This is a genomic window from Lysobacter sp. CA199 (assembly GCF_052078715.1).
Classification (GTDB): Bacteria; Pseudomonadota; Gammaproteobacteria; order Xanthomonadales; family Xanthomonadaceae; genus Lysobacter.
This window is the reverse complement of record NZ_JBQJIL010000003.1, coordinates 59,060-78,186: the sequence shown is the minus strand read 5'-3', so window position 1 is coordinate 78,186 and position 19,127 is coordinate 59,060. Positions and strand designations below refer to the sequence as shown.

General features: G+C 66.0%; 11 protein-coding genes. 8 read left to right on the top strand and 3 right to left on the bottom strand.

Features of this window, described 5'->3' with window-relative positions; translation table 11 throughout:
• The first annotated feature begins 119 nt into the window (after nt 1-119).
• On the top strand, nt 120-2,534 hold the full coding sequence (locus ACTOWJ_RS05070; protein WP_441333514.1) for a glycoside hydrolase family 3 N-terminal domain-containing protein: 2,415 nt from the start codon (nt 120-122) through the stop codon (nt 2,532-2,534).
• Between the two features lie 200 nt (nt 2,535-2,734).
• Here the strand turns inward: ACTOWJ_RS05070 and ACTOWJ_RS05065 are convergent, their stop codons facing one another.
• Nucleotides 2,735-5,737: a TonB-dependent receptor domain-containing protein gene (locus ACTOWJ_RS05065; RefSeq protein ID WP_441333513.1), complete on the bottom strand. Its 3,003-nt coding sequence runs from the start codon at nt 5,735-5,737 to the stop codon at nt 2,735-2,737.
• A 124-nt stretch (nt 5,738-5,861) separates the two neighbouring features.
• Nucleotides 5,862-9,191, bottom strand: coding sequence for a TIM-barrel domain-containing protein (locus ACTOWJ_RS05060; protein WP_441333882.1), 3,330 nt, complete (start codon nt 9,189-9,191; stop codon nt 5,862-5,864).
• A 359-nt stretch (nt 9,192-9,550) separates the two neighbouring features.
• On the opposite strand from ACTOWJ_RS05060, the gene ACTOWJ_RS05055 reads away from it, so the two are divergent.
• The 5 genes from ACTOWJ_RS05055 to nagA all read left to right on the top strand — a co-directional run bounded on the left by ACTOWJ_RS05055 (nt 9,551) and on the right by nagA (nt 14,993).
• Nucleotides 9,551-10,720: an SIS domain-containing protein gene (locus tag ACTOWJ_RS05055; protein ID WP_441333512.1), complete on the top strand. Its 1,170-nt coding sequence runs from the start codon at nt 9,551-9,553 to the stop codon at nt 10,718-10,720.
• Nucleotides 10,713-11,669, top strand: coding sequence for an ROK family protein (locus ACTOWJ_RS05050; RefSeq protein WP_441333511.1), 957 nt, complete (start codon nt 10,713-10,715; stop codon nt 11,667-11,669). Before ACTOWJ_RS05055 ends, ACTOWJ_RS05050 begins: the two co-directional genes overlap by 8 nt.
• 67 nt (nt 11,670-11,736) lie before the next feature.
• Nucleotides 11,737-13,074 (top strand): D-tagatose-bisphosphate aldolase, class II, non-catalytic subunit, encoded by a 1,338-nt coding sequence (locus tag ACTOWJ_RS05045; RefSeq protein ID WP_441333510.1) that lies wholly within the window; start codon nt 11,737-11,739, stop codon nt 13,072-13,074.
• A gap of 33 nt (nt 13,075-13,107) precedes the next feature.
• The gene (locus tag ACTOWJ_RS05040; RefSeq protein WP_441333881.1) at nt 13,108-13,884 is read left to right on the top strand and encodes a DeoR family transcriptional regulator; all 777 of its coding nucleotides are present in this window, start codon (nt 13,108-13,110) and stop codon (nt 13,882-13,884) included.
• Nucleotides 13,881-14,993, top strand: a complete 1,113-nt coding sequence (nagA, locus tag ACTOWJ_RS05035) for an N-acetylglucosamine-6-phosphate deacetylase (protein WP_441333509.1) — start codon at nt 13,881-13,883, stop codon at nt 14,991-14,993. Before ACTOWJ_RS05040 ends, nagA begins: the two co-directional genes overlap by 4 nt.
• Nucleotides 14,994-15,680: 687 nt before the next feature.
• On the opposite strand, the gene ACTOWJ_RS05030 is transcribed toward nagA, so the two are convergent.
• A complete protein-coding gene (locus tag ACTOWJ_RS05030) occupies nt 15,681-15,950 on the bottom strand; it encodes a hypothetical protein (RefSeq protein ID WP_441333508.1) in 270 nt (89 codons plus the stop codon).
• A gap of 116 nt (nt 15,951-16,066) precedes the next feature.
• Here ACTOWJ_RS05030 and ACTOWJ_RS05025 point away from each other — a divergent pair, with 116 nt between their 5' ends.
• A complete protein-coding gene (locus ACTOWJ_RS05025; RefSeq protein ID WP_441333507.1) occupies nt 16,067-17,830 on the top strand; it encodes an ABC transporter ATP-binding protein in 1,764 nt (587 codons plus the stop codon).
• A gap of 195 nt (nt 17,831-18,025) precedes the next feature.
• A complete protein-coding gene (locus ACTOWJ_RS05020) occupies nt 18,026-18,997 on the top strand; it encodes a TauD/TfdA family dioxygenase (protein WP_441333506.1) in 972 nt (323 codons plus the stop codon).
• Nucleotides 18,998-19,127: the final 130 nt, after the last annotated feature.

Genomic DNA, 19,127 nt, shown 5'->3' with positions numbered 1-19,127 from the left:
CGGCGCGATCGCCGATACCGCTTTCGGCCGGCCAGGCCCGGACGCAAGTCGGGCACCACGGGCTCGTAGCGCTTCGCGCGACGCGATAGTCTACGGGCCACGACATTCGGGGCATGCCCATGCAAGAGCAGAATCATCAATTGCGCGCGACGGTAGGTTCCAGATCGATCGCCGCCGCGTGCATCGCGATCGCCGCGGTCCTGCCCGCATGGGCCGACGACAAGGCCGGCCTTTACCGCGAGGGTTGGATCGACCTCGACAAGAACGGCCGCAAGGACGTGTACGAAGATCGCCGCGCGCGGATCGACGAACGCGTGGAAGACCTGTTAGCGCGAATGACGCCCGACGAGAAGACCGGGCAGATGGTCACGCTGTACGGCTATGGCCGCATCCTCAAGGACGAGTTGCCGACGCCGCAATGGCGGCAGGCGATCTGGAAGGACGGCGTCGGCAACATCGACGAGCATCTCAACGGTTTCGGCAGCGGCGCGCGCAGTGTCTACGCTACCGACATCGGTAAGCACGTGTGGGCCATGAACCAGGTGCAGCGCTTCTTTATCGAAGACACGCGCCTGGGCATTCCGGTGGATTTCACCAACGAAGGCATTCGCGGCATCGAGTCCTACGCCGGAACCAACTTCCCGTCGCAACTGGGCATCGGCCATACCTGGAACCGGGAGCTGGTGCGCCGGATCGGACGCATCACCGGGTTGGAGGCGCGCGCGCTGGGCTATACCAACGTGTACGCGCCGATCCTCGATGTCGCCCGTGATCAGCGTTGGGGGCGCATGGAAGAGGTCTATGGAGAAGATCCTTATCTGGTCTCACGCCTGGGCGTGGAAATGGTCAAGGGACTGCAACACGACATGACCGTCGCCGCGACCGCCAAGCATTTCGCCGTGTACAGCAACAACAAGGGCGCGCGCGAGGGCGAAGCGCGCACGGATCCGCAGACCAGTCCGCGCGAAGTCGAAAACATTTTCCTGCCGCCGTTCGCGGCGGCGATTCGCGAGGCCGGCCTTCTGGGAGTGATGAGTTCCTACAACGACTACGACGGCATTCCCGTCACCGGCAGCCGTTATTGGCTGACCAAGCGCCTGCGCGGGGATTTCGGCTTCAAGGGCTATGTCGTTTCCGACAGCGAGTCGGTCGAGTATCTGCACACCAAACACGCGGTCGCCGCGGACCCCAAGGACGCCGTTCGCCAGGCGGTCGAGGCGGGTCTGAACATCCGCACCAATTTCACCCCGCCGGACAATTTCCTGCTGCCGCTGCGCGAACTGGTGCGCGACGGCGGATTGTCCATGTCCACGATCGACGCGCGCGTGCGCGACATTCTGCGGGTGAAGTTCAGCATCGGCTTGTTCGATCGGCCCTATATCGAAGATGCGCAAGCCACCGCGCGACTGGTGAACTCGCCGGAGCATCGGCAGGTCGCGCTGCAGGCCGCGCGTGAAAGCATCGTGCTGTTGAAGAACGAGCGCGATGCGCTGCCTCTGCGAAAGGACCTGCGCACGATCGCCGTCATCGGGCCCAACGCCGACGACGATCGTTATGCGCACCGCCATTACGGCCCGTCGGGCGGCGATACGGTGACCGTACTGGAGGGCGTGCGCGCCAAACTCGGCGGCGCCGCCACGATCCGCTACGCCAAGGGCGTCGACGCCAGCGGCGCCAACTGGCCGCAGATCGAAATCCAGCCCGAGCCGCTCACCGCGGAAGAACGCGCCGGGATCGATGCGGCGGTGCAGGCGGCCAAGGGCGCCGATGTCGCCATCCTTGTGCTCGGCGACTCGGACCACACCGTCGGCGAAAGCCTGTCGCGCACCAGCCTGGACTTGCCCGGACGACAGAACGAGTTGCTGCAGGCCGTGCAGGCGACCGGCACCCCGGTCGTGCTGGTCCTGATCAACGGCCGACCGCTGTCGATCAACTGGGCCGACAAACACGTGCCGGCCATCGTGGAAACCTGGTTTCCCGGCGACCACGGCGGCAGCGCGATCGCGGACGTACTGTTCGGCGACTACAACCCGGGCGGCAAGTTGACGGTCACCTTCCCGAAAACCGCCGGGCAGATACCGATGAACTTTCCCAGCAAGCCCAATGCGCAATGGGAAGGCGAGACGTCGCGCGTCAACGGCGCCTTGTATAGCTTCGGCCATGGCCTGAGCTACACCACGTTCGGTTATTCCAACCTGCGCATCGAGCCGTCGCGGGTCGCCGTGGGCGGCGAAGTATCGGTAAGCGTGGATGTGCGCAACACCGGCAAGCGCGCGGGCGACGAAGTGGTTCAACTGTATACGCGGGACTTGGTCAGCTCGGTTACGACGTACGAGAAGAACCTGCGCGGTTTCGAGCGCGTGCACCTGAGCCCCGGCGAAACCCGGACCGTGCGCTTCACTCTCAAACCCGACGACCTGGCGCTGTGGGACCGACAGATGCGCCGCGTGGTCGAGCCCGGCACCTTCCGGGTCATGGTCGGCTCGGGCTCGGACGATATCCGCCAGAAGAGCGAATTCGAAGTGGTGCCGTGAGCTGCCTGGCGATCACGCGATCATGCGCGCGCAGTCGGCTGTCCTTCGATCGGCGATGCCGCAGCGCCGACACGATTTTCCGAGGCGGCGGAAAGATGCACGGCGTCGCCCGGATGCAGCCCATCGGGGACCCGCCGCGATGGGCATAGACGCCTCCCCGCGAGATCGCGCCGGCACGCGCCGGCGCGATGCGGCCATCGTCAGAATTTGTAGCCGACGGTGAAGCTGTAGCTGCGGCCGAAGATGCTGGCGTAATCGCTGGAATCGCCGAGGAAGCTGTTGGGATCGTAGAACGGCAGGCGATCGAACAGGTTCTTGACGGTGATACCGATGTTGAGCTTTTCGGTCGGACGCCAGGTCGCGCTCAGGTTGGCCGTCCACCAGGACGGGACGCCGTCGCATTGCGCCTTGGGCAACGCCAGATGTCCGGCGGTGCAGGTCTGCGGATTGTTGTCTTCCTCGTCGATGCGTTCCCAGGCCCACTTGGTCTTGCCGACGTAGTTGACGAAGAAGCTGGTGGTCACCTGACGGTAGTTCCAGTCGGCGTTGATCGTCGCGCGCAGGCGCGGGTTGTTGTAGTAGCCCACGGTGTCGCCGTAGTACCAGCCGCTTTCGTCGTCGAGGTAGGTCCGGTTGCGGCCGGCGATGGTGGCGGCCAGTCCCACATTCAGGCTGCCCCACTCGCCCAGCGAGAAGCGGCTGCGCGCATCGATGTCGAAACCGTCGATCAGGGTGCGGCCCTTGTTCTTGTACTGGCCGACGACGCTGGCCACGTTGCCGACGCTGTAGCCCGGCAGCGTGCCCGGACAGCTCACGCCGCTGGCCGAATCGGCGCACATCGCCGCCAACGCGGCGAGCGCTGCGCGATCGGACTCGGTGATCGGCGAACGAGTCGAGGACAGGATGTCCTCTTGCTTGCTGAAATCCGGCGCGGCGATTTCGTTGCGGCGGTAGATGAACCAGTAGTCGGCCGACACCGACAACCAGTCGAGCGGCTCGAACACGAAGCCCAGTGTGGCGATCTTGGCCTTCTCCGGCTTGAGGTCCTGGTTGGGCTGGGTCATGCGCGCCACGGTGCGACCGCAGTCGGCATTGAGCAGCGAGTTGCCCAGGTCCACGTCGCCGCCGCGGCGCGATTGACGCAGCAGATTGGCGATGGCGTTGGTCTCGTCGCAGCGGATTTCGTCGCGGTAGCCGCCGAGCTGGGCGAATACGCCGCCGGTGCCGGCCTCGGCCAGACTGGGGGCGCGGAACCCTTCCGAATAAGTACCGCGCAACAGCAGCTGCGGCAGCACCTGATACTTCAGGCCGATCTTCGGCGCGACGTTGGCGTTGAAGTTCGGATACTTGTCCACTCGCAACGCGGCGTCGAGTTCGAGCTTGTCGGTCAGCGGCGCGACGGCCTCGGTGAACAGCGCGTAGGTATTGCGCTTGCCGTCGAACCACGAACCGCCCTGCTGGGTGATCAGACCGTTGGCTGCGTCTTCGTTGCCCGGGGTGTAGAAGGTTTCGCGGCTGACGTTGAAGCCGAACGCCGCGCGCACTTCGCCGGCCGGCAAGGAAAACAGCGGGCCTTCGATCTTGCCGTCCAGGGTGTGCAGGCGGGTCCAGGAATGGATGTCGAAGGTCGGATAGGCCCCGCGCAACAACGCCGCATTGGCCTCGCTGATCTCGCCGAACTTGTACGCCGGATGATCGGAGATGATCACCCGGCCGGTGCCCGGATCGATGGTGTACGGACCGAACGCCTTCTCGAAACCTTTCAGGTTGACGTTGATGGTCTGGTAGGTGACCGAGTGCGTGCCGGCGGTGGCGAACGCGGTTTCCCAGTTCCAATCGCCGATTGTGCCGCGCAAACCGCCCAGCGCGCGGTAGCTCTTGTCGGTGTTGCGTTGACCGAAGTAGTCCCCGCCGGCGTCCTGCAGCAGGTACTGCAGGCCCACCACCCCGCCCATCAACGCCTTCAACTGCGGACTGGCGCGGTTGTACTCGTTGTTCGGGCCGAGAAACGGATACCGGAACTGATTGACCGAGGTGCCGGTATTGCGCGAGAACCAACTGCTCGGATTGCCGGTCGTGGTGCTGAAGGACGTAGGCGTGCCGCCATTGGCGCGAAGGTCGATATCGGTGTAGGTCAGCTCAGTGAACGCTTCGGTATTCTCGCCGATCAGGAAATGCGCGTTGACGTAGCCGGTCATGCGCTCGGTCTGCGCGCCGGCGTCGACCTCTCTGTTCATCCAGGTCTGCGCGATGCAACGCGGGCCGGCCACTTCGGTGGTCAGCACGTTGTTGCAACCGGGCGCGGCTTCCTGCACGCGTCTGCCGGTGGCTGGATCGAAGGCGAAATACGTACCGGGATTGAACACGCCCGGCTTGCTGCCGGTGCCCAGACGCAGGTTGTTGAGGTAGTTCGGGTTGTTGACGTAATACTGCTTCGGACGCTTGTCGTAGAAGTCGCTCAGCGGGATCGCATCGCGGCGGTACAGATTGACCGAAGCGTAGACGTTGTAGCGGTCTTTATCGAGATCGCCGAAGCCGGCGGTGATGCTGGCCTGGTGCTCGCCGTAGGAATCGATGCGCGAGGACTTGTCGGTAGTGACGCTGACCTCCGCGCCCTGATAGTTGCGCTTGGTGATCACGTTGATCACGCCGGCGACCGCGTCGGTGCCGTACACGGCCGAGGCGCCGTCGGTCAGCACTTCCATGCGCTCGATCGCCGCGGCGGGAATGGAGTCGATGTTGACGAACTGGGTCTGGAACCCGGCCGGCGCGCCGTAGTACGACAGACGTCGGCCGTTGAGCAACACCAGCGTGCCCTGCGCGCCCAGACCGCGCAGATTGGCCTGCGAAGCGCCGTCGGAGCCGGTGAACAGCGAGCGCGAATCCTGCTGCGCCGGGCGCGCGGCCGGCAGGTTGTCGAGCACCTGCAACAAGGTGCGCGCGCCCATGTTCTCGATGTCCTGCTTGCTGATGACCTGCACCGGCGACGCGGTTTCCACATCGGTGCGCCGGATGTTGGAACCGGTGACTTCGATGCGGGCCAGTTCGGTGGTCTTGTCCTTGCCGTCGGTGCTGTTCGCGCCATCCTGTGCGGCAGCGAGCGTGGCGTGGCCCAGCAGCGCGGCGGCGAGGGCCAACGACAACGGGGTGACGGGGATGCGGGGCTGGCGATTGGCGCGTTGACGGCGGCTTGCGGGCAACATCGGAACTCTCCTGGCAGGACTGCGGCGCGGATGGCGGACGAAAGGCAATAGCAACCCCGGGCCACGGCCGGATGGCCGCAGTCGATGTGGGCGGGGGAGGAGCGGTGTTACGAGTTTGGTGGGTTCATGGCGCGAGGATGCTGGCGGTATCGCCCTCCTGGCCGATCAGCACGGCGTTGGCCCAGTTCGCACAGACCTGAGCGGGTTGGCTGCCCTGCGCACCCAGCGTGCGCAGGCTCAAAGAAGACAAACCGCGAATGTCGAGTTCCGGCTTGACCACGCCGGGCGCTTTCACCAATCCGCTGTCGTAAAGCAGGCGGCCGTCGCCCCAGACCTGGAACTGCAGACCGCCGGCGGCGCGGCACGCGTCGTCGATGCCCAGGTCGGCGCGCAACAGACGCCACTGGCCTTGCAGACGCAGATCGATGCGGCTGGTCGGGCCGACGCCCAGGCCGCGGCGGAACAGCAGGCCGTTCATGCGCAGCGCGCTGTCGCCGCGCAAAGCGTGATTGGCGCGCACTTGCCCGGCCAGCGCGGCCGGCAACGGCAGCTCGGAGAGATAGCGCTGCTGTGCCGGCCGCTCCGGTTCGAGATGTTCGAGGATATGAAAGCTCGACAACGCGATCGGACCGACGTCGCGGGGTTGCAGTGCATCGACCGCGCGCGCCGCGCTGTTCTGGGCAGCGGTGACCATCGGATCGGTGGCGGAGGCACCGTCGCCCTCGGGGTTCTGCACGCTGAGCACGCGGAAGCGCAGCAGGCGGCCGGCGCGCGCGGGGAAATCGATGCGCTGCGGTTCCTGCTTGAGCTGCAGGCGGCCGCGCGCGATCGGCTCGCCCCATTCGCCGTTGCTGTCGCCCAGGTACACCTCGTAGTCGCGTATCTGGCCGTGCTTCCAGTTCTTGTCGTTGCGCGGCGCCAGTTCGATGCCGTCGATCAACTTGCGCTCGCCGAAACCCACCGTCCATTCGTGCGCACCGGTACGCACGGCCTGGTTGCGCACGCTGCGGAACCATGTGCTCGCGTCGTCGTCGAACGCTCTTTCCAAGGCATGGCCGGGTTCCTCGGCCGGACGATTGACCACCAACAGGCTGTCGGCCGGCAACGCCCGGCCGAGCGCCGGCGCGGCCGGGAAAACATCGTCGGCGGCGGCCGCGGTGGTGGCGATATCCAGCGCGAATCGCAGCGGCTTGCGGATGTCGATGGCGGCGGTACGCACGTGCACGCTGCCCTTGCGCTGGGCCGGATCGAAGTACCAACCTTCGGCCGCCGTCTGCAGCGCGGCGGCATCGGCGAGCTTCGGCAGCGCGCGGCCGTCGAGCGTCACCGTGCGCGGCGCCTGCCGGCTGAGCACGCGCAAGGCGTAGCGGCGCTGCGGCAACTGGCCTTGGTACTGGCCCTGCACCGCATCGATCTGCACCGTCACCGCACCGCTGCCCTGCGCCGGCGCGCTCATCCGCACCTGTTGCGTGCTCGATTCGCCCTGCTCGTAACGGCGCGTGTTGCCGTCGTCCTCGTACAGCGCGTATTGCGAATCGCCCTGCGGGTAGAGGTCGAAGCTGATCTCGTCGAGCGGCTTTTCGCCGTCGAACAGCATGCTCGGATACATCGGCACGATCGCGCCGGCGCGCACGAACAGCGGCAATGTGGCGAGGTCGACCTGACGATCGAGTTCGCGACCGGCGGCGCCGGCCTGCACGCTGCGACCGTCCCAGTAGTCGATCCAGCGCCCGGCCGGCAGATGGATGCCGCGCCGCCAGCCGCGACTCGCGGCCTGGCTGCGGTACACCGGCGCCACCAGCAGATCGCGGCCGAGCAGGAACTGGTACTTGTAGGCCTCGTCGCGCGCGTGCGGGTCTTGCGGGTAATCCCACATCAGCCCGCGCACCGGCGGCGCACCGGTCTGCGCGGCCTGGAACGCAAGACCGTACATGTACGGCGTCAACCGCATCTTCAACTTCAGATAATCGCGATTGATGCTGCGATAAGGCTCGTCGAACCACCACGGATGCTTGCGCGCGCCCGACGACCAGCCCGACATGCCCATCAGCACCGGAGTGAAGGCTTTCCACTGCAGATCGCGGGTGTAGGTTTCGGCGCTGCCGCCGAAGATCGCATCGACGTCGCCGGTGGCGTACGCCATGCCCGACAAGCCCGAGCCGATCAAGGTCGGCACATGCCAGCGGATGTAATCCCAGCTCGCGCTCTGGTCGCCGGTCCAGGCCACCGCATAACGCTGGATGCCGGCCCAACCCATCACCGTCCACAGGAACGGGCGCGAATCGGAATTGTGCAGGATGCCGTTGAACGCCGATTGATTGGCGTCCATCGCGAACTGGTAGCCCTTGCCGGTCCAGGCCACGTCGAGCTTCTGCACCCGGCTGCCGGCGGTGCCGACTTCCCAGGCGATCTTGTCGACGCCGTTCTCGGTCCACAGACCGGTGCGGAAACCGTATTTCGCCAGCCTTTTCACCGTTTCCGGCAGCTGCTTGTAGCCGCAGCCGTAACCGTCGTTGGGCAGGATCCAGCCGCCGGGCATGTCGTGTTCGCGGTACTGGCGCGCCACGCTCTCGACCACATCGATCGTGGTGCCGGTGGGGCCGTCGTGCCAGCCTTCGGGCACGGTGCCGGGCTTCTTGGCGTTGTCCGCGTCGTTGTAGCAATCCGCGTCGCCGTAGGACAGCGCCCAGCGCGCCAACAGACCGGGACGGCCGGTCAGTCGGGTGTAGCGTTCGAGCAAGCGCGGCAGTTCGCCGACGAAGTAATAGACGTCGAAGCGATCTTCGCGATGCAGCAGCGTGGCCTGATCGGGCTGGCGCAAATCGTAACTGCCGTCGCTCCAGGTGTTGCGCAACATGCCCCAGCCGCGCGAGCTCAGCAGCATCGGCGCCGGGCTGGGGCGGTCGCCCTCTTCCCAGCCGCCGGAATAAGAGACTTCCAGTTCACGGCCCTTGAATTGATAACGGCCGTTCTGCTGGCCGCCGCCGTAGAAGGCTTCGTCGGGTTGCGAGGAAAGCACTTGCACGCTCTGCGTCGCGTCCAGATCCAACGGCTGCAGTTCCTGCCACAGCGACACGCGGCGCTCGCCGTCGATCCGCTCCAGCCGCAGCTTCAACGGTTGCCGTTGAACGTGCAGCACCAGCGCATCGGTGCGCACGCGCACTTCGGTTTCGTCTTCTTCCAGACTGGCCGCGACCTGGGCCGCAGGCTGCGGCAGCACGATCGGCGCGGCCTTGTCGCCTGCCGGTGTCAGCTTGCCGCGGCGTCCGGCCTGCACCCGCACGATGTCCGGCGCCAACACCTCGATGCGCAGCGCGCTGCCGGTGTCGGTGCTCAGCTCCCAGCTCGGCGTCGCTCCGGTTCCGGCGCGGACCGCGCGCAGATTGCCGACCGGCTCGGCCATGACCGGCAGCGCCGACGCCAGGAGCGCAGCCAGGATCGTGCTCGACACCATCGCGATCGACACACGCGGACGACACACGCGGAATTGCACTTTGCCCCCAGGGCCCGCTCGGCGGGCATTCGAAACCTGTTGCGGCCGACTCTAGGGCAGGAATTCGAAAGCTGTCAATGAATTGAAAGAAAAAAGGAAGAAATTTACCGGCAAAACGAAAGATTGTGCGTTGCAATACTTTCTAAACATCGCAAAAGCCCCATTAAGCTCTCGGCGAAAGCTTGGACCGCCGTTTCTTTCGCTTTTACTTGGCGTGGACGGACACGAAGCTCATTCGGTCTATTTCTTTTGTTTTACTTTCGATAATTGACTTTCCGAAAGAAAACGCAGATCGTGCCCTCGCTCAACAGGAATCCTCCATGGACGTCATTCCCCTCCCCGACTTGTCCGCCTGGCAGCGCCTGGGCGGAGCCGATACCGCCGCCGAGATCGCCCAACAACCGGGCTTGTGGGATGGCCTGGCCCAGGATCTGGCGCAGGCGCGCGAACGCGTGCAAGCCTTTCTCGGCGACTGCCTCAACGATCCGCGCCAGCGCGTGCTGTTCACCGGCGCCGGCAGCTCGGGCTTCATCGCCGACCTGGTCGCCGACCACATCAACGCGCAGTGGCCGGCCGAAGTGCGCGCGGTGCACACCACCAGTCTGCTGACCCATCCTGCGTTGTATTTGCAACACGATCGCCCGACCCTGCTGGTGTCCTTCGGCCGCAGCGGCTCCAGCCCGGAGAGCGTGGCCGCGGTCGAAGTGGTGCGCGCGCAGGTCGGGAACGCGCGTTTTCTCGACATCACCTGCAATCCGGAGGGCGAACTCGCCCGCCGCGGCGCCGGCCGCGAAGACACCTGCACCCTGCTGATGCCGGCGCCGAGTTGCGACCGCGCCTTCGCCATGACCAGCAGCCTGAGCTGCATGCTGCTGGCGGCGCTGAGCGTGTTCGACGCCGCGCCCTGGCCGCGGCGCATCGAGCGCCTGCAGCAATTGGCCGCGCTCGCTCGCGAAGGCCTGACCCAATGGGACGCACCGGTCGCGGCGCTGGCGCGACGGCCGTTCGATCGCGTCATCTACCTGGGCAGCGGTCCGCTCGAAGCGCTGGCGCGCGAAGCCGCACTGAAAGTGCTCGAACTCACCGCCGGCCGCGTTCTGGCATTGGCCAATACGCCGCTGGGCTTCCGCCACGGGCCCAAATCCACCCTCGACGGCAACACCCTGGTCGTAGTGCTGCGCAGCAACCAAACGTTGGCGCGCCGTTACGAACAAGACCTGCTCGACGAACTGCGCCGCGACGGCGTGGCCGGGCAAGTGCTGGCGATCGGCCCGCACGCCGACATCGGAAGCAATGACGACCACAGTCTGCGCGTGCCGCCGCTGGACGATGTCGCGTTCGTCGACAGCTGGCTGGCGCCGGTGTGGCTGATCTTCGCGCAGATCTACGCGCTGCAACGCTCGGCCGCGCTCGGCCTGACGCCGGACAACCCGTTCCCGGACGGTACCGTCAATCGGGTGGTCAAGGGCGTTACGATTCACCATGGCTGAAGCGCCCAAGGCTGAAGGATTGTCCGCCGCGATCTGCTACGGCATCGACATCGGCGGCACCAAGATCGAACTGGTCGCCTGCGATGCCGCGCTGGAGGTGCGCCACCGTCAGCGCATCGCCACACCGCAGGGCGACTACGCCGGCTTCCTGGCCGCGCTGGAAGCGCTGGTGGCCGCGGCCGATGCCGAACTCGGCCACGCCGGCACGGCGATCGGCATCGCCCTGCCCGGCGTGCGCGACCGCCGCAGCGGCCGCCAGCTCAGCGCCAACGTGCCGGCGCTGACCGGCCACAGCGTGGCCGCCGACTTACAGACGCGACTGCAGCGGCCGCTGCACTTCGGCAACGATCTGCAGTGCTTCGCATTGTCCGAAGCGCATGGCGGCGCCGCCGAGGGTTATCCGAGCATGTTCGGCGCGATTCTCGGCACCGGCGCCGGCGGCGGTTACTGCCTGCACGGCCGGCTGATCGCGGGCTTCAACGGCCTGGCCGGCGAATGGGGCCACTGGAGCGTGCCGGCGCATCTGCTGCAGCGCCACGGCCTGCCTGTGCTGGACTGCGCCTGCGGTCTGCGCGGTTGCGTGGAGCGCTATGTCTCGGGCAGCGGCCTAGTCGCATTGCACCACCACTTCGCCGGACAAGCCGCCGATGCCGGCGCGGTGATCGCCCTGGCCGAAGCCGGCGACGCGCGCGCGCACCAAGTTCTGTCCATCCATCTGGACCTGCTCGGCCACAGCCTGGCGGCGCTGGTGTTGGTGCTGGATCCGCACGTGATCGTGCTCGGCGGCGGCTTGTCGCAGCACGCGCCGCTGTACGACGTACTGCCCGCGGCGGTCGCCGCGCATCTGTTCGATGGCGTGCAGGTACCGCCGATCGTGCCGCCGCGCTTCGGCGATGCCGGCGGCGCGCGAGGCGCCGCGCTGCTGGCCTGGCCGCCTGCGTTGTCGTGAGTCCTCTGCTGATACTGAGTGCGCCTGTACTGAGTCCGCCCGTCTTGAACCGCGTTGGAGCCCCGCCATGTCGCCCGTGCAATCGCTGATCGCCTCCCACCGCCAGGGCCTCAACGTCGGCTTGTACAGCGTGTGCTGCAGCAACGAGCTGGTGCTGCGCGCCGCGATGGACGTGGCCCGCCGTCACCAGACGTTGCTGCTGATCGAGGCGACCTCGAACCAAGTCGACCAGTTCGGCGGCTACACCGGCATGACCCCGCCGCAGTACCGCGACTACGTGCTCGCGTTGGCGCGCGCAGAACATTTCCCCGCCGAACGACTGGTGCTCGGCGGCGATCATCTCGGCCCCAACGCCTGGCAGAAGCGACCCGCACAGGAGGCCATGGCCCACGCGCAGGTGCTGATCGAAGCCTACGTCGCCGCCGGTTTCCACAAGATCCACCTGGACTGCAGCATGTCCTGCGCCGACGATCCCACCCCGCTGCCGGACGCGACCGTCGCCGCGCGTTCGGCCGAACTGGCGCGCATCGCCGAACGCACCGCCGCCGCGCACGGCCTGCCGCCGCCGGTGTACGTGATCGGCACCGAAGTGCCGGTGCCGGGCGGCGAAGCCTCGCTGGCCGGCGGTCTGGCGGTGACCACGCCACAGGCCGCCGAACAGACCCTGGCGATCCATCGCCAAGCCTTCGCCGCGCCCGATCTGGCGCCTGCGTGGGAGCGGGTGATCGCGATGGTGGTGCAGCCGGGCGTCGACTTCGACCACAGCAGCGTGCACGACTACGACCCCGCCGCGGCCCAGGCCCTGGCCGATTTCCTCGAACGCCAGCCGCGCATCGTGTTCGAGGCGCACTCCACCGATTACCAGCGCGAGGACGGCCTGCACGCACTGGTGCGCGACCACTTCGCCATCCTCAAAGTCGGCCCGGCTGCGACCTTCGCCTACCGCGAGGCGCTGTTCGCGCTGGCCGCGATCGAGGCCGAGCTGCTGCCGCCGGAGCAAGGTTCCAACCTGCCGCAGGTGCTGGAGCGTTGCATGCTCGACAATCCGCGCCATTGGCAGCAGCACTACCACGGCGACGAACACGAACTGCATCTGCTGCGCCTGTACGCACTCAGCGACCGCTGCCGCTACTACTGGGGCGAGCCGGCGCTGCTCGCCGCCGTGCAGCGTTTGTTCGACAACCTGCGCGCGCATGCGCCGCCGACGTTCCTGTTGAGTCAGCATCTGCCCGAGCAATACCGCGCAGTGCGCGCCGGCACCCTGGCCAACAGCCCTGAGGCCCTGGTCCGGCACCGCATCGGGCTGTGCCTGGACGAATACGCCCGCGCCTGCTCGGCGAACACGGCCGGTCAGCGCGCGTCCGGCGAGCGCGCGTCCAGCGCCGCCGTCGCGGCGAACGGCTAATCTTGGTTTTTCAGCGCGGACCGACCGATGGCCATTCGCAATACCCGCTCCCGCCGGCAGCAGATCCTGCAATGCTTGATCGAGCTCGGCTCGGTGCAGGTGGCCGAGCTGGTCGAGCGTTTCGGCGTGTCGGCGGTGACCATCCGCGCCGACCTGAGCCACATCGAATCCCAGGGCCTGGCCACCCGCACCCACGGCGGCGCCGCACTGGTGCGCACGCCGCCGCAGGAACAGGACATCCATGAGAAAGACGCGCTGAACCTGCCGCTGAAAGAGCGCATCGGCGCGCGCGCCGCGCAGTTGGTGCAAGCCGGCGACAACATCATCATCGACTCCGGCTCCACCACCATGACCCTGGCCCGTCACCTGCGCGGCCATCGCGACGTCACGGTGATGACCAACGGCCTGAACATCGCCTGGGAACTCGCCAACGCGCCCGGGGTGGACGTGCTGCTCAGCGGCGGCCTGCTGCGCAAGCAGTCGCTGTCGCTGCAGGGCAGCCAGGCCGAGGCCAGCCTCAATGCCTACAGCTTCGACACCCTGTTCCTCGGCGTGGACGGCCTGGATCTGCAGTTCGGCCTGACCACCCACGACGAGGCCGAAGCCCGCCTCAATCACCGCATGGTCGAGCGCGCGCGCCGGATCGTGGTGCTGACCGACGCTTCCAAGTTCGGCCGGGTCAGTCTGCACCGCATCGCCCGGCTCGACCAGGTCCACGCCATCATCACCGACGCCGGCATCGACGACCGCTACCGCGAGGGCCTGCTGCAACTGGGTATCGAAACCATCATCGCCGAGCCGCCGCCGTGAGCGAACTGCGCAGCCTGCAAGGCCGCATCCTGACGTCCGAGGGCTGGCGCCGCGGCCGTATCGGTTTCGATCATCGAATCCGCAGCATCGAAGACATCGGCGGCTCGGATAACGCAGCCGACGATGCCATCGTCCTGCCCGGCTTCATCGACCTGCACGTGCACGGCGCCGCGGGCGTGGACCTGATGGAAGGCGGCGACGCCGCACGCACCGTCGCGCGAGCGCACGTGCGACACGGCACCACCGCCCTGCTCGGCACCACCATGACCGCCGCGCAAGCCGACATCGCCCATGCGCTGCGCGGCCTCGCCACGGCCATCGCCGAGCCCGACCCGGACGCGGCGCGCGTGCTCGGCGTGCATCTGGAAGGGCCGTTCATCAGTCCGCAGCGCCTTGGCGCGCAGCCGCCACTGACCGTGGAGGCCACCTTGGAATCGGTGCAGCGTCTGCATGCGCTGGCGCCGATCAAGGTGTTGACGCTGGCGCCGGAAATCGGCCATCACACCGAACTGATCCCGCAGTTGAGCGCGATGGGCATCCGCGTCCAGCTCGGCCACAGCGCCGGCACTTACGAAGACGGCGTGGCCGCGCTGCGCGCCGGCGCGGCCGGCTTTACCCATCTGTTCAACGGCATGACCGGAGTCGACCACTACCGTCCCGGCATTGCGGCGGCCGCACTCGCCCACGCCGAATACGCCGAACTGATCCCCGATCTGCAGCACGTGCATGCCGGTGCCATTCGTCTGGCGCTGCGTGCGATCCCGCGCCTGTACGCAGTCACCGACGCCACCGCCGCCACCGGCATGCCCGACGGCGAATACGCGCTGGGTTCGCAACGCGTGCACAAATGCCTGGGCTGCGTGCGTCTGGCCAGCGGTTCGCTCGCCGGCAGCGCGCTGACCATGGATCAAGCGCTGCGCAATCTGGTCGAGGTCGGCCTGGACCTGGCCGACGCCGCGCATCGCGTCTCCACGTTCCCGGCCGACTACCTGGGCTTGTCCGATCGCGGACGGATCGAGCCCGGTGCCTGCGCCGACCTGGTGGTGCTGGACGCGCAACTGCGCATCGTCCAGGTGCATGTCGCCGGCCGCGCTGTCGCTTTGTCCTGATCGCTTTGTTCCGATCCGGCCTTGCGCCGCGCCGCTTCACCCGCGGCCCGCGTGGACAGGCGTGGCATCGCGCCGTCTGCGATCGTTACGGATCGAGACGGCGTCGAGCCATGGAAAACGATCTCTCACTTCTTTAAAGATAGACCCGAGGCGGGAGCCTCTGCTGCCTGCGCGCAAACGGCTGCCTAGCGGACGCCTCCGCAATCCAGATCGGCCGCGTCGATGTAGGCGAAGGCGGAGAGCGTCACCGACGTATCGCCATTAGCGTGACGAAGCACCGGCGGGAGGATCGGCGATCAAGCGATCTTGCGAATCGGTCGCGACTGGAAGGTTCGTCACAGTCCGATCCAGCCGGACGGCGTCGCCGCGCAGGTCACGCAACCCGCGTCGCGGATCACCGGGTAACGCCGCGGCAGTTGCGCAAAGCCGACGCGCGGCAGCGTACAAAAAAACGACAAGCCCAGGCTTCCGCCTTGAGAATGCGAACGGCGCAGAGTCGAAGGCACAGAAAGGCTCTGGCCATCGAGCCAATCTTTTTTCGTTTTTGGATACTTCGCCTGTCGACCCATGCAAGAACGACGAATGCGATATCTCAACCGGATGCGCAACCATACGCAACCCGATCGACATGTCCATCGGTGCCATGACCGAAACGCCGCTTTATTTCATCGTCGCGAAAACCACATTTCATTCGTTGCCACAGCGGCCGGACGATCCATTCAGCAGCAGGCAGCCCCGGTTTAGAAGCCGATCGGGGCGGGCAACAAGCGCACAACCAGCGCTGCCAACGTCGACATCGCGAAGATCGCTACGACTGTGACGATAGCGACGGTTGCGATGATATGCGCTACTCATCTCTACATATCGCATCGTGCGAAACATCATGCGACGCACTGCGACATTCATCGTCATCAAGCCGTCGTGATTCTTGTCACCCATGTGACGCACGTGTTTCATTTGTACTTCCGCGCATACGATTTTGCGCGCGATTTACCGCAATACGTGCATCGCAACACACTCGATGCTGCGTGGCCTTGCTACCGTTCGCTCCGTTTCGCGATCAAGAGCAGACAGTGATCGAACTACAGAAAAATCAAAACCACTTGTGGCAACTCATCCGCCGCGGCCGCCCTTCCGGCGCGGCGTTCGCCGTCGCCGTGCTCGCTGCATTGGGCTCGGTCGCGGGCTCGCTGTGGTTTCCGATCCAGACCAAACACCTGATCGACCAGTTCAACGGCAGCGGAATCGACCTGAGCCAAGTCGCGTTGGTGGCGGCGATCCTGATCGGCGGCACCGCCGCCGGCGCGCTGTCCGCCTACATGCTCGCGCGCGTCGGCTATCAAGTGGTGGCGGGGCTGCGCACCGCCTTGGTCGAGAAGCTTTTGCGGCTGCCGGTCGCTTCATTCGATAGCGAAAGCAGCGGCGAAAGAGTCAGTCGCGTAGTGCGCGACTGCGAAGCGATTTCCGAGCTGATCACCAAGCAAACCGTCAACCTCGTTACCGGCGTGTTGCTGCTCGGCGGTTCGATCGTGGTTCTACTGCTGCTGGACGTGCCGCTGACGCTCACCCTGCTCGGCTCGGTCGTCACCGCGTTCGCGGTGATGATCCCGATCGCGTTCCTGCTCGACGGCCTCTCGCGCCGCACCCAGGACCGCGTCGCACGGATGAGCGGCATTCTTACCCATATTTTCCAAGAGATCCGCTTGGTCAAGGCGTTCACCGCCGAGACGCACGAGCGCCGGCGCAGCGCGGAGGAGATCGAAGATCTCAAGCGCCTGGGCTTGAAGACGGCGCGCATCAGCGTGGTGCTGGAGCCGTTGATGGGCCTGGCGATGACCCTGGCGATCATCATCATCCTGGTCTACGGCGCCGCGCGCGTGGCCGCCGGCGAGATCAGCGTCGGCACGCTCACCGCCTTCATCCTTTACATCTTCAACGTCATCAATCCGCTCGCGCATCTGACCAGCTTTACCGCCGAGCTGCAGAAAGCCAAGGGCGCCTCGGTGCGCATCGCGGCGATCTTCGCCGAGACCGAGGAACAGTCCACGCCGCAGCCCGTGCCGCACAGCCCCGGTGGCGTGCTCGAATTCCGCAATGTTTCCTTCGCCTACGGCGGCCGCGACCGGATCGTCCTCAATGGTATCGATCTGCACTTCGAGCCCGGCACGACTACGGCCTTGGTCGGCACCAGCGGCAGCGGCAAGACCACGATTCTGTCGCTGATCGAACGCTTCTACGAGCCAAGCGGCGGCGAGATTCTCTACGACGGCCGGCCCATCCGCGACTATCCGCTGCCCGAATGGCGCGGCGGCATCGGCTATGTCGCGCAGAGCGCACCCGTCATGCCCGGCACCGTGCGCGAGAACATCGTCTACGGTCTGTCCGGCACGTTCTCCGACGACGAGGTGCGTTCCGCGGCCGCGCGCGCCGGTGCGCTGGACTTCATCGAGCACATGCCGCAAGGCCTGGACACCGTGCTGATCGAACAGGGCAACAACCTGTCCGGCGGCCAGCGCCAGCGCATCGCCATAGCGCGCATGTTCCTGCGCGATCCGGACTTGCTGATCCTCGACGAAGCCACCTCCAACCTCGACAGCGAAACCGAACATCAGGTACGGCTTGCGCTGGAAGCGCTGATGCGCGGGCGCACCAACATCATCGTCGCCCATCGCTTGTCGACGGTGATCCATGCGCAGCGCATCTGTTTCCTCGAAGGCGGTCGCATTTCCGGCATCGGCAACCATTCCGAATTGATCGCCAGCCACCCGTATTACGCGCGCCTGGTGCAGCGCCAGTTCCAACAACCGCACGAGATCGAAGCGCTGGAAGCCGGCTGAGTCGCACATTCCGATCGCGGCCATCCGCCAAACATCCGCCACGCATCCGTTTCTTCGCCGATCCCATCGTTCATCCCCGTTTTCCGCCGCGACTGGAAACGTAGTTCACCCAGGAATCCCAGCCAGCCCACCCGCGTCACCAGGGCAGTGTCCCGCGGCCCCCTTCACCCCATTCCCCATTCCCTGCGTAGGCATATGGACATCAAGAAAAAGCGATTGGACGGCGAAGTGCCCGCCCCACTTCTGATCTCGCCCAATCAAGCAAATCCCGATCTGGCCGTCTTGCTCGCCGAGCATGCGGACGAGATCAAGAATGAGTTGCTCGAACACGGTGCGCTGCTGTTCCGCGGTTTCGCGGTCGACAGCGTGGAAAAGTTCAGCGCGGTCGCGGATCAGGTCGGCAACGCCAGACTTAACTACACCTATCGCTCGACACCGCGCACGTCATTGGGCAGCGGCGTATTCACCGCAACGGAATTCCCGCAGAACCAGGAGATTCCGCTGCATTGCGAAAACGCCTATCAGCGCGACTGGCCCATGTTGGTAGCGTTCTGTTGCCTGCAACCGGCGAACGTCGGCGGCGCCACGCCGATCGCTTCCATGCGCAGCGCCACGCAATCGATCGGCGCCGGCTTGATGGACGAGTTCGAACAGCGCCGGGTGAAATACGTGCGCCACTATCGGCCGTACGTGGATTTGCCGTGGGAAACGGTGTTCCAGACCAGCGACAAAAACGAAGTGGCGCGGTTTTGCGACAACGCCGGTATCGAGCACGAATGGCTCGACGAGGAAACCCTGCGCACCGGACAGATCTGCCAGGGCGTGGCCACTCATCCAGTCACCGGTAAAAAGCTGTTCTTCAATCAAGCGCACCTGTTTCATGTCTCATCGTTGGGCGCGGACACCGCGCAATCGATGATCGAAATGTTCGGCGCCGATCGCCTGCCTCGCCAGTCCTTCTTCGGCGACGGCAGCGAAATCCCTCCGAACATATTGCAGGCCGTGCGCGACGGCCTGGACCGACAGGCCTACGACGTCGCCTGGGAACAGGGCGATGTCCTGCTGTTGGACAACATGCAATTCGCGCATGGGCGCCGCACCTTCAGCGGCCCGCGAAAAATCGCCGTTACGCTCAGCAATCCGTATTCCGATCACCTGCCGGGCTAGTCGCCAGCTACCAGTCGCTACCCCGCCAGTGCGAACGGCTGCCGACCCCTGCATGGGCCACGCGGCCCACGGACAGCTGCGTTCGAAGCTTGCCAGGCCTTGCCGGCGCGACCCGCCGTGCCGCGCTTTC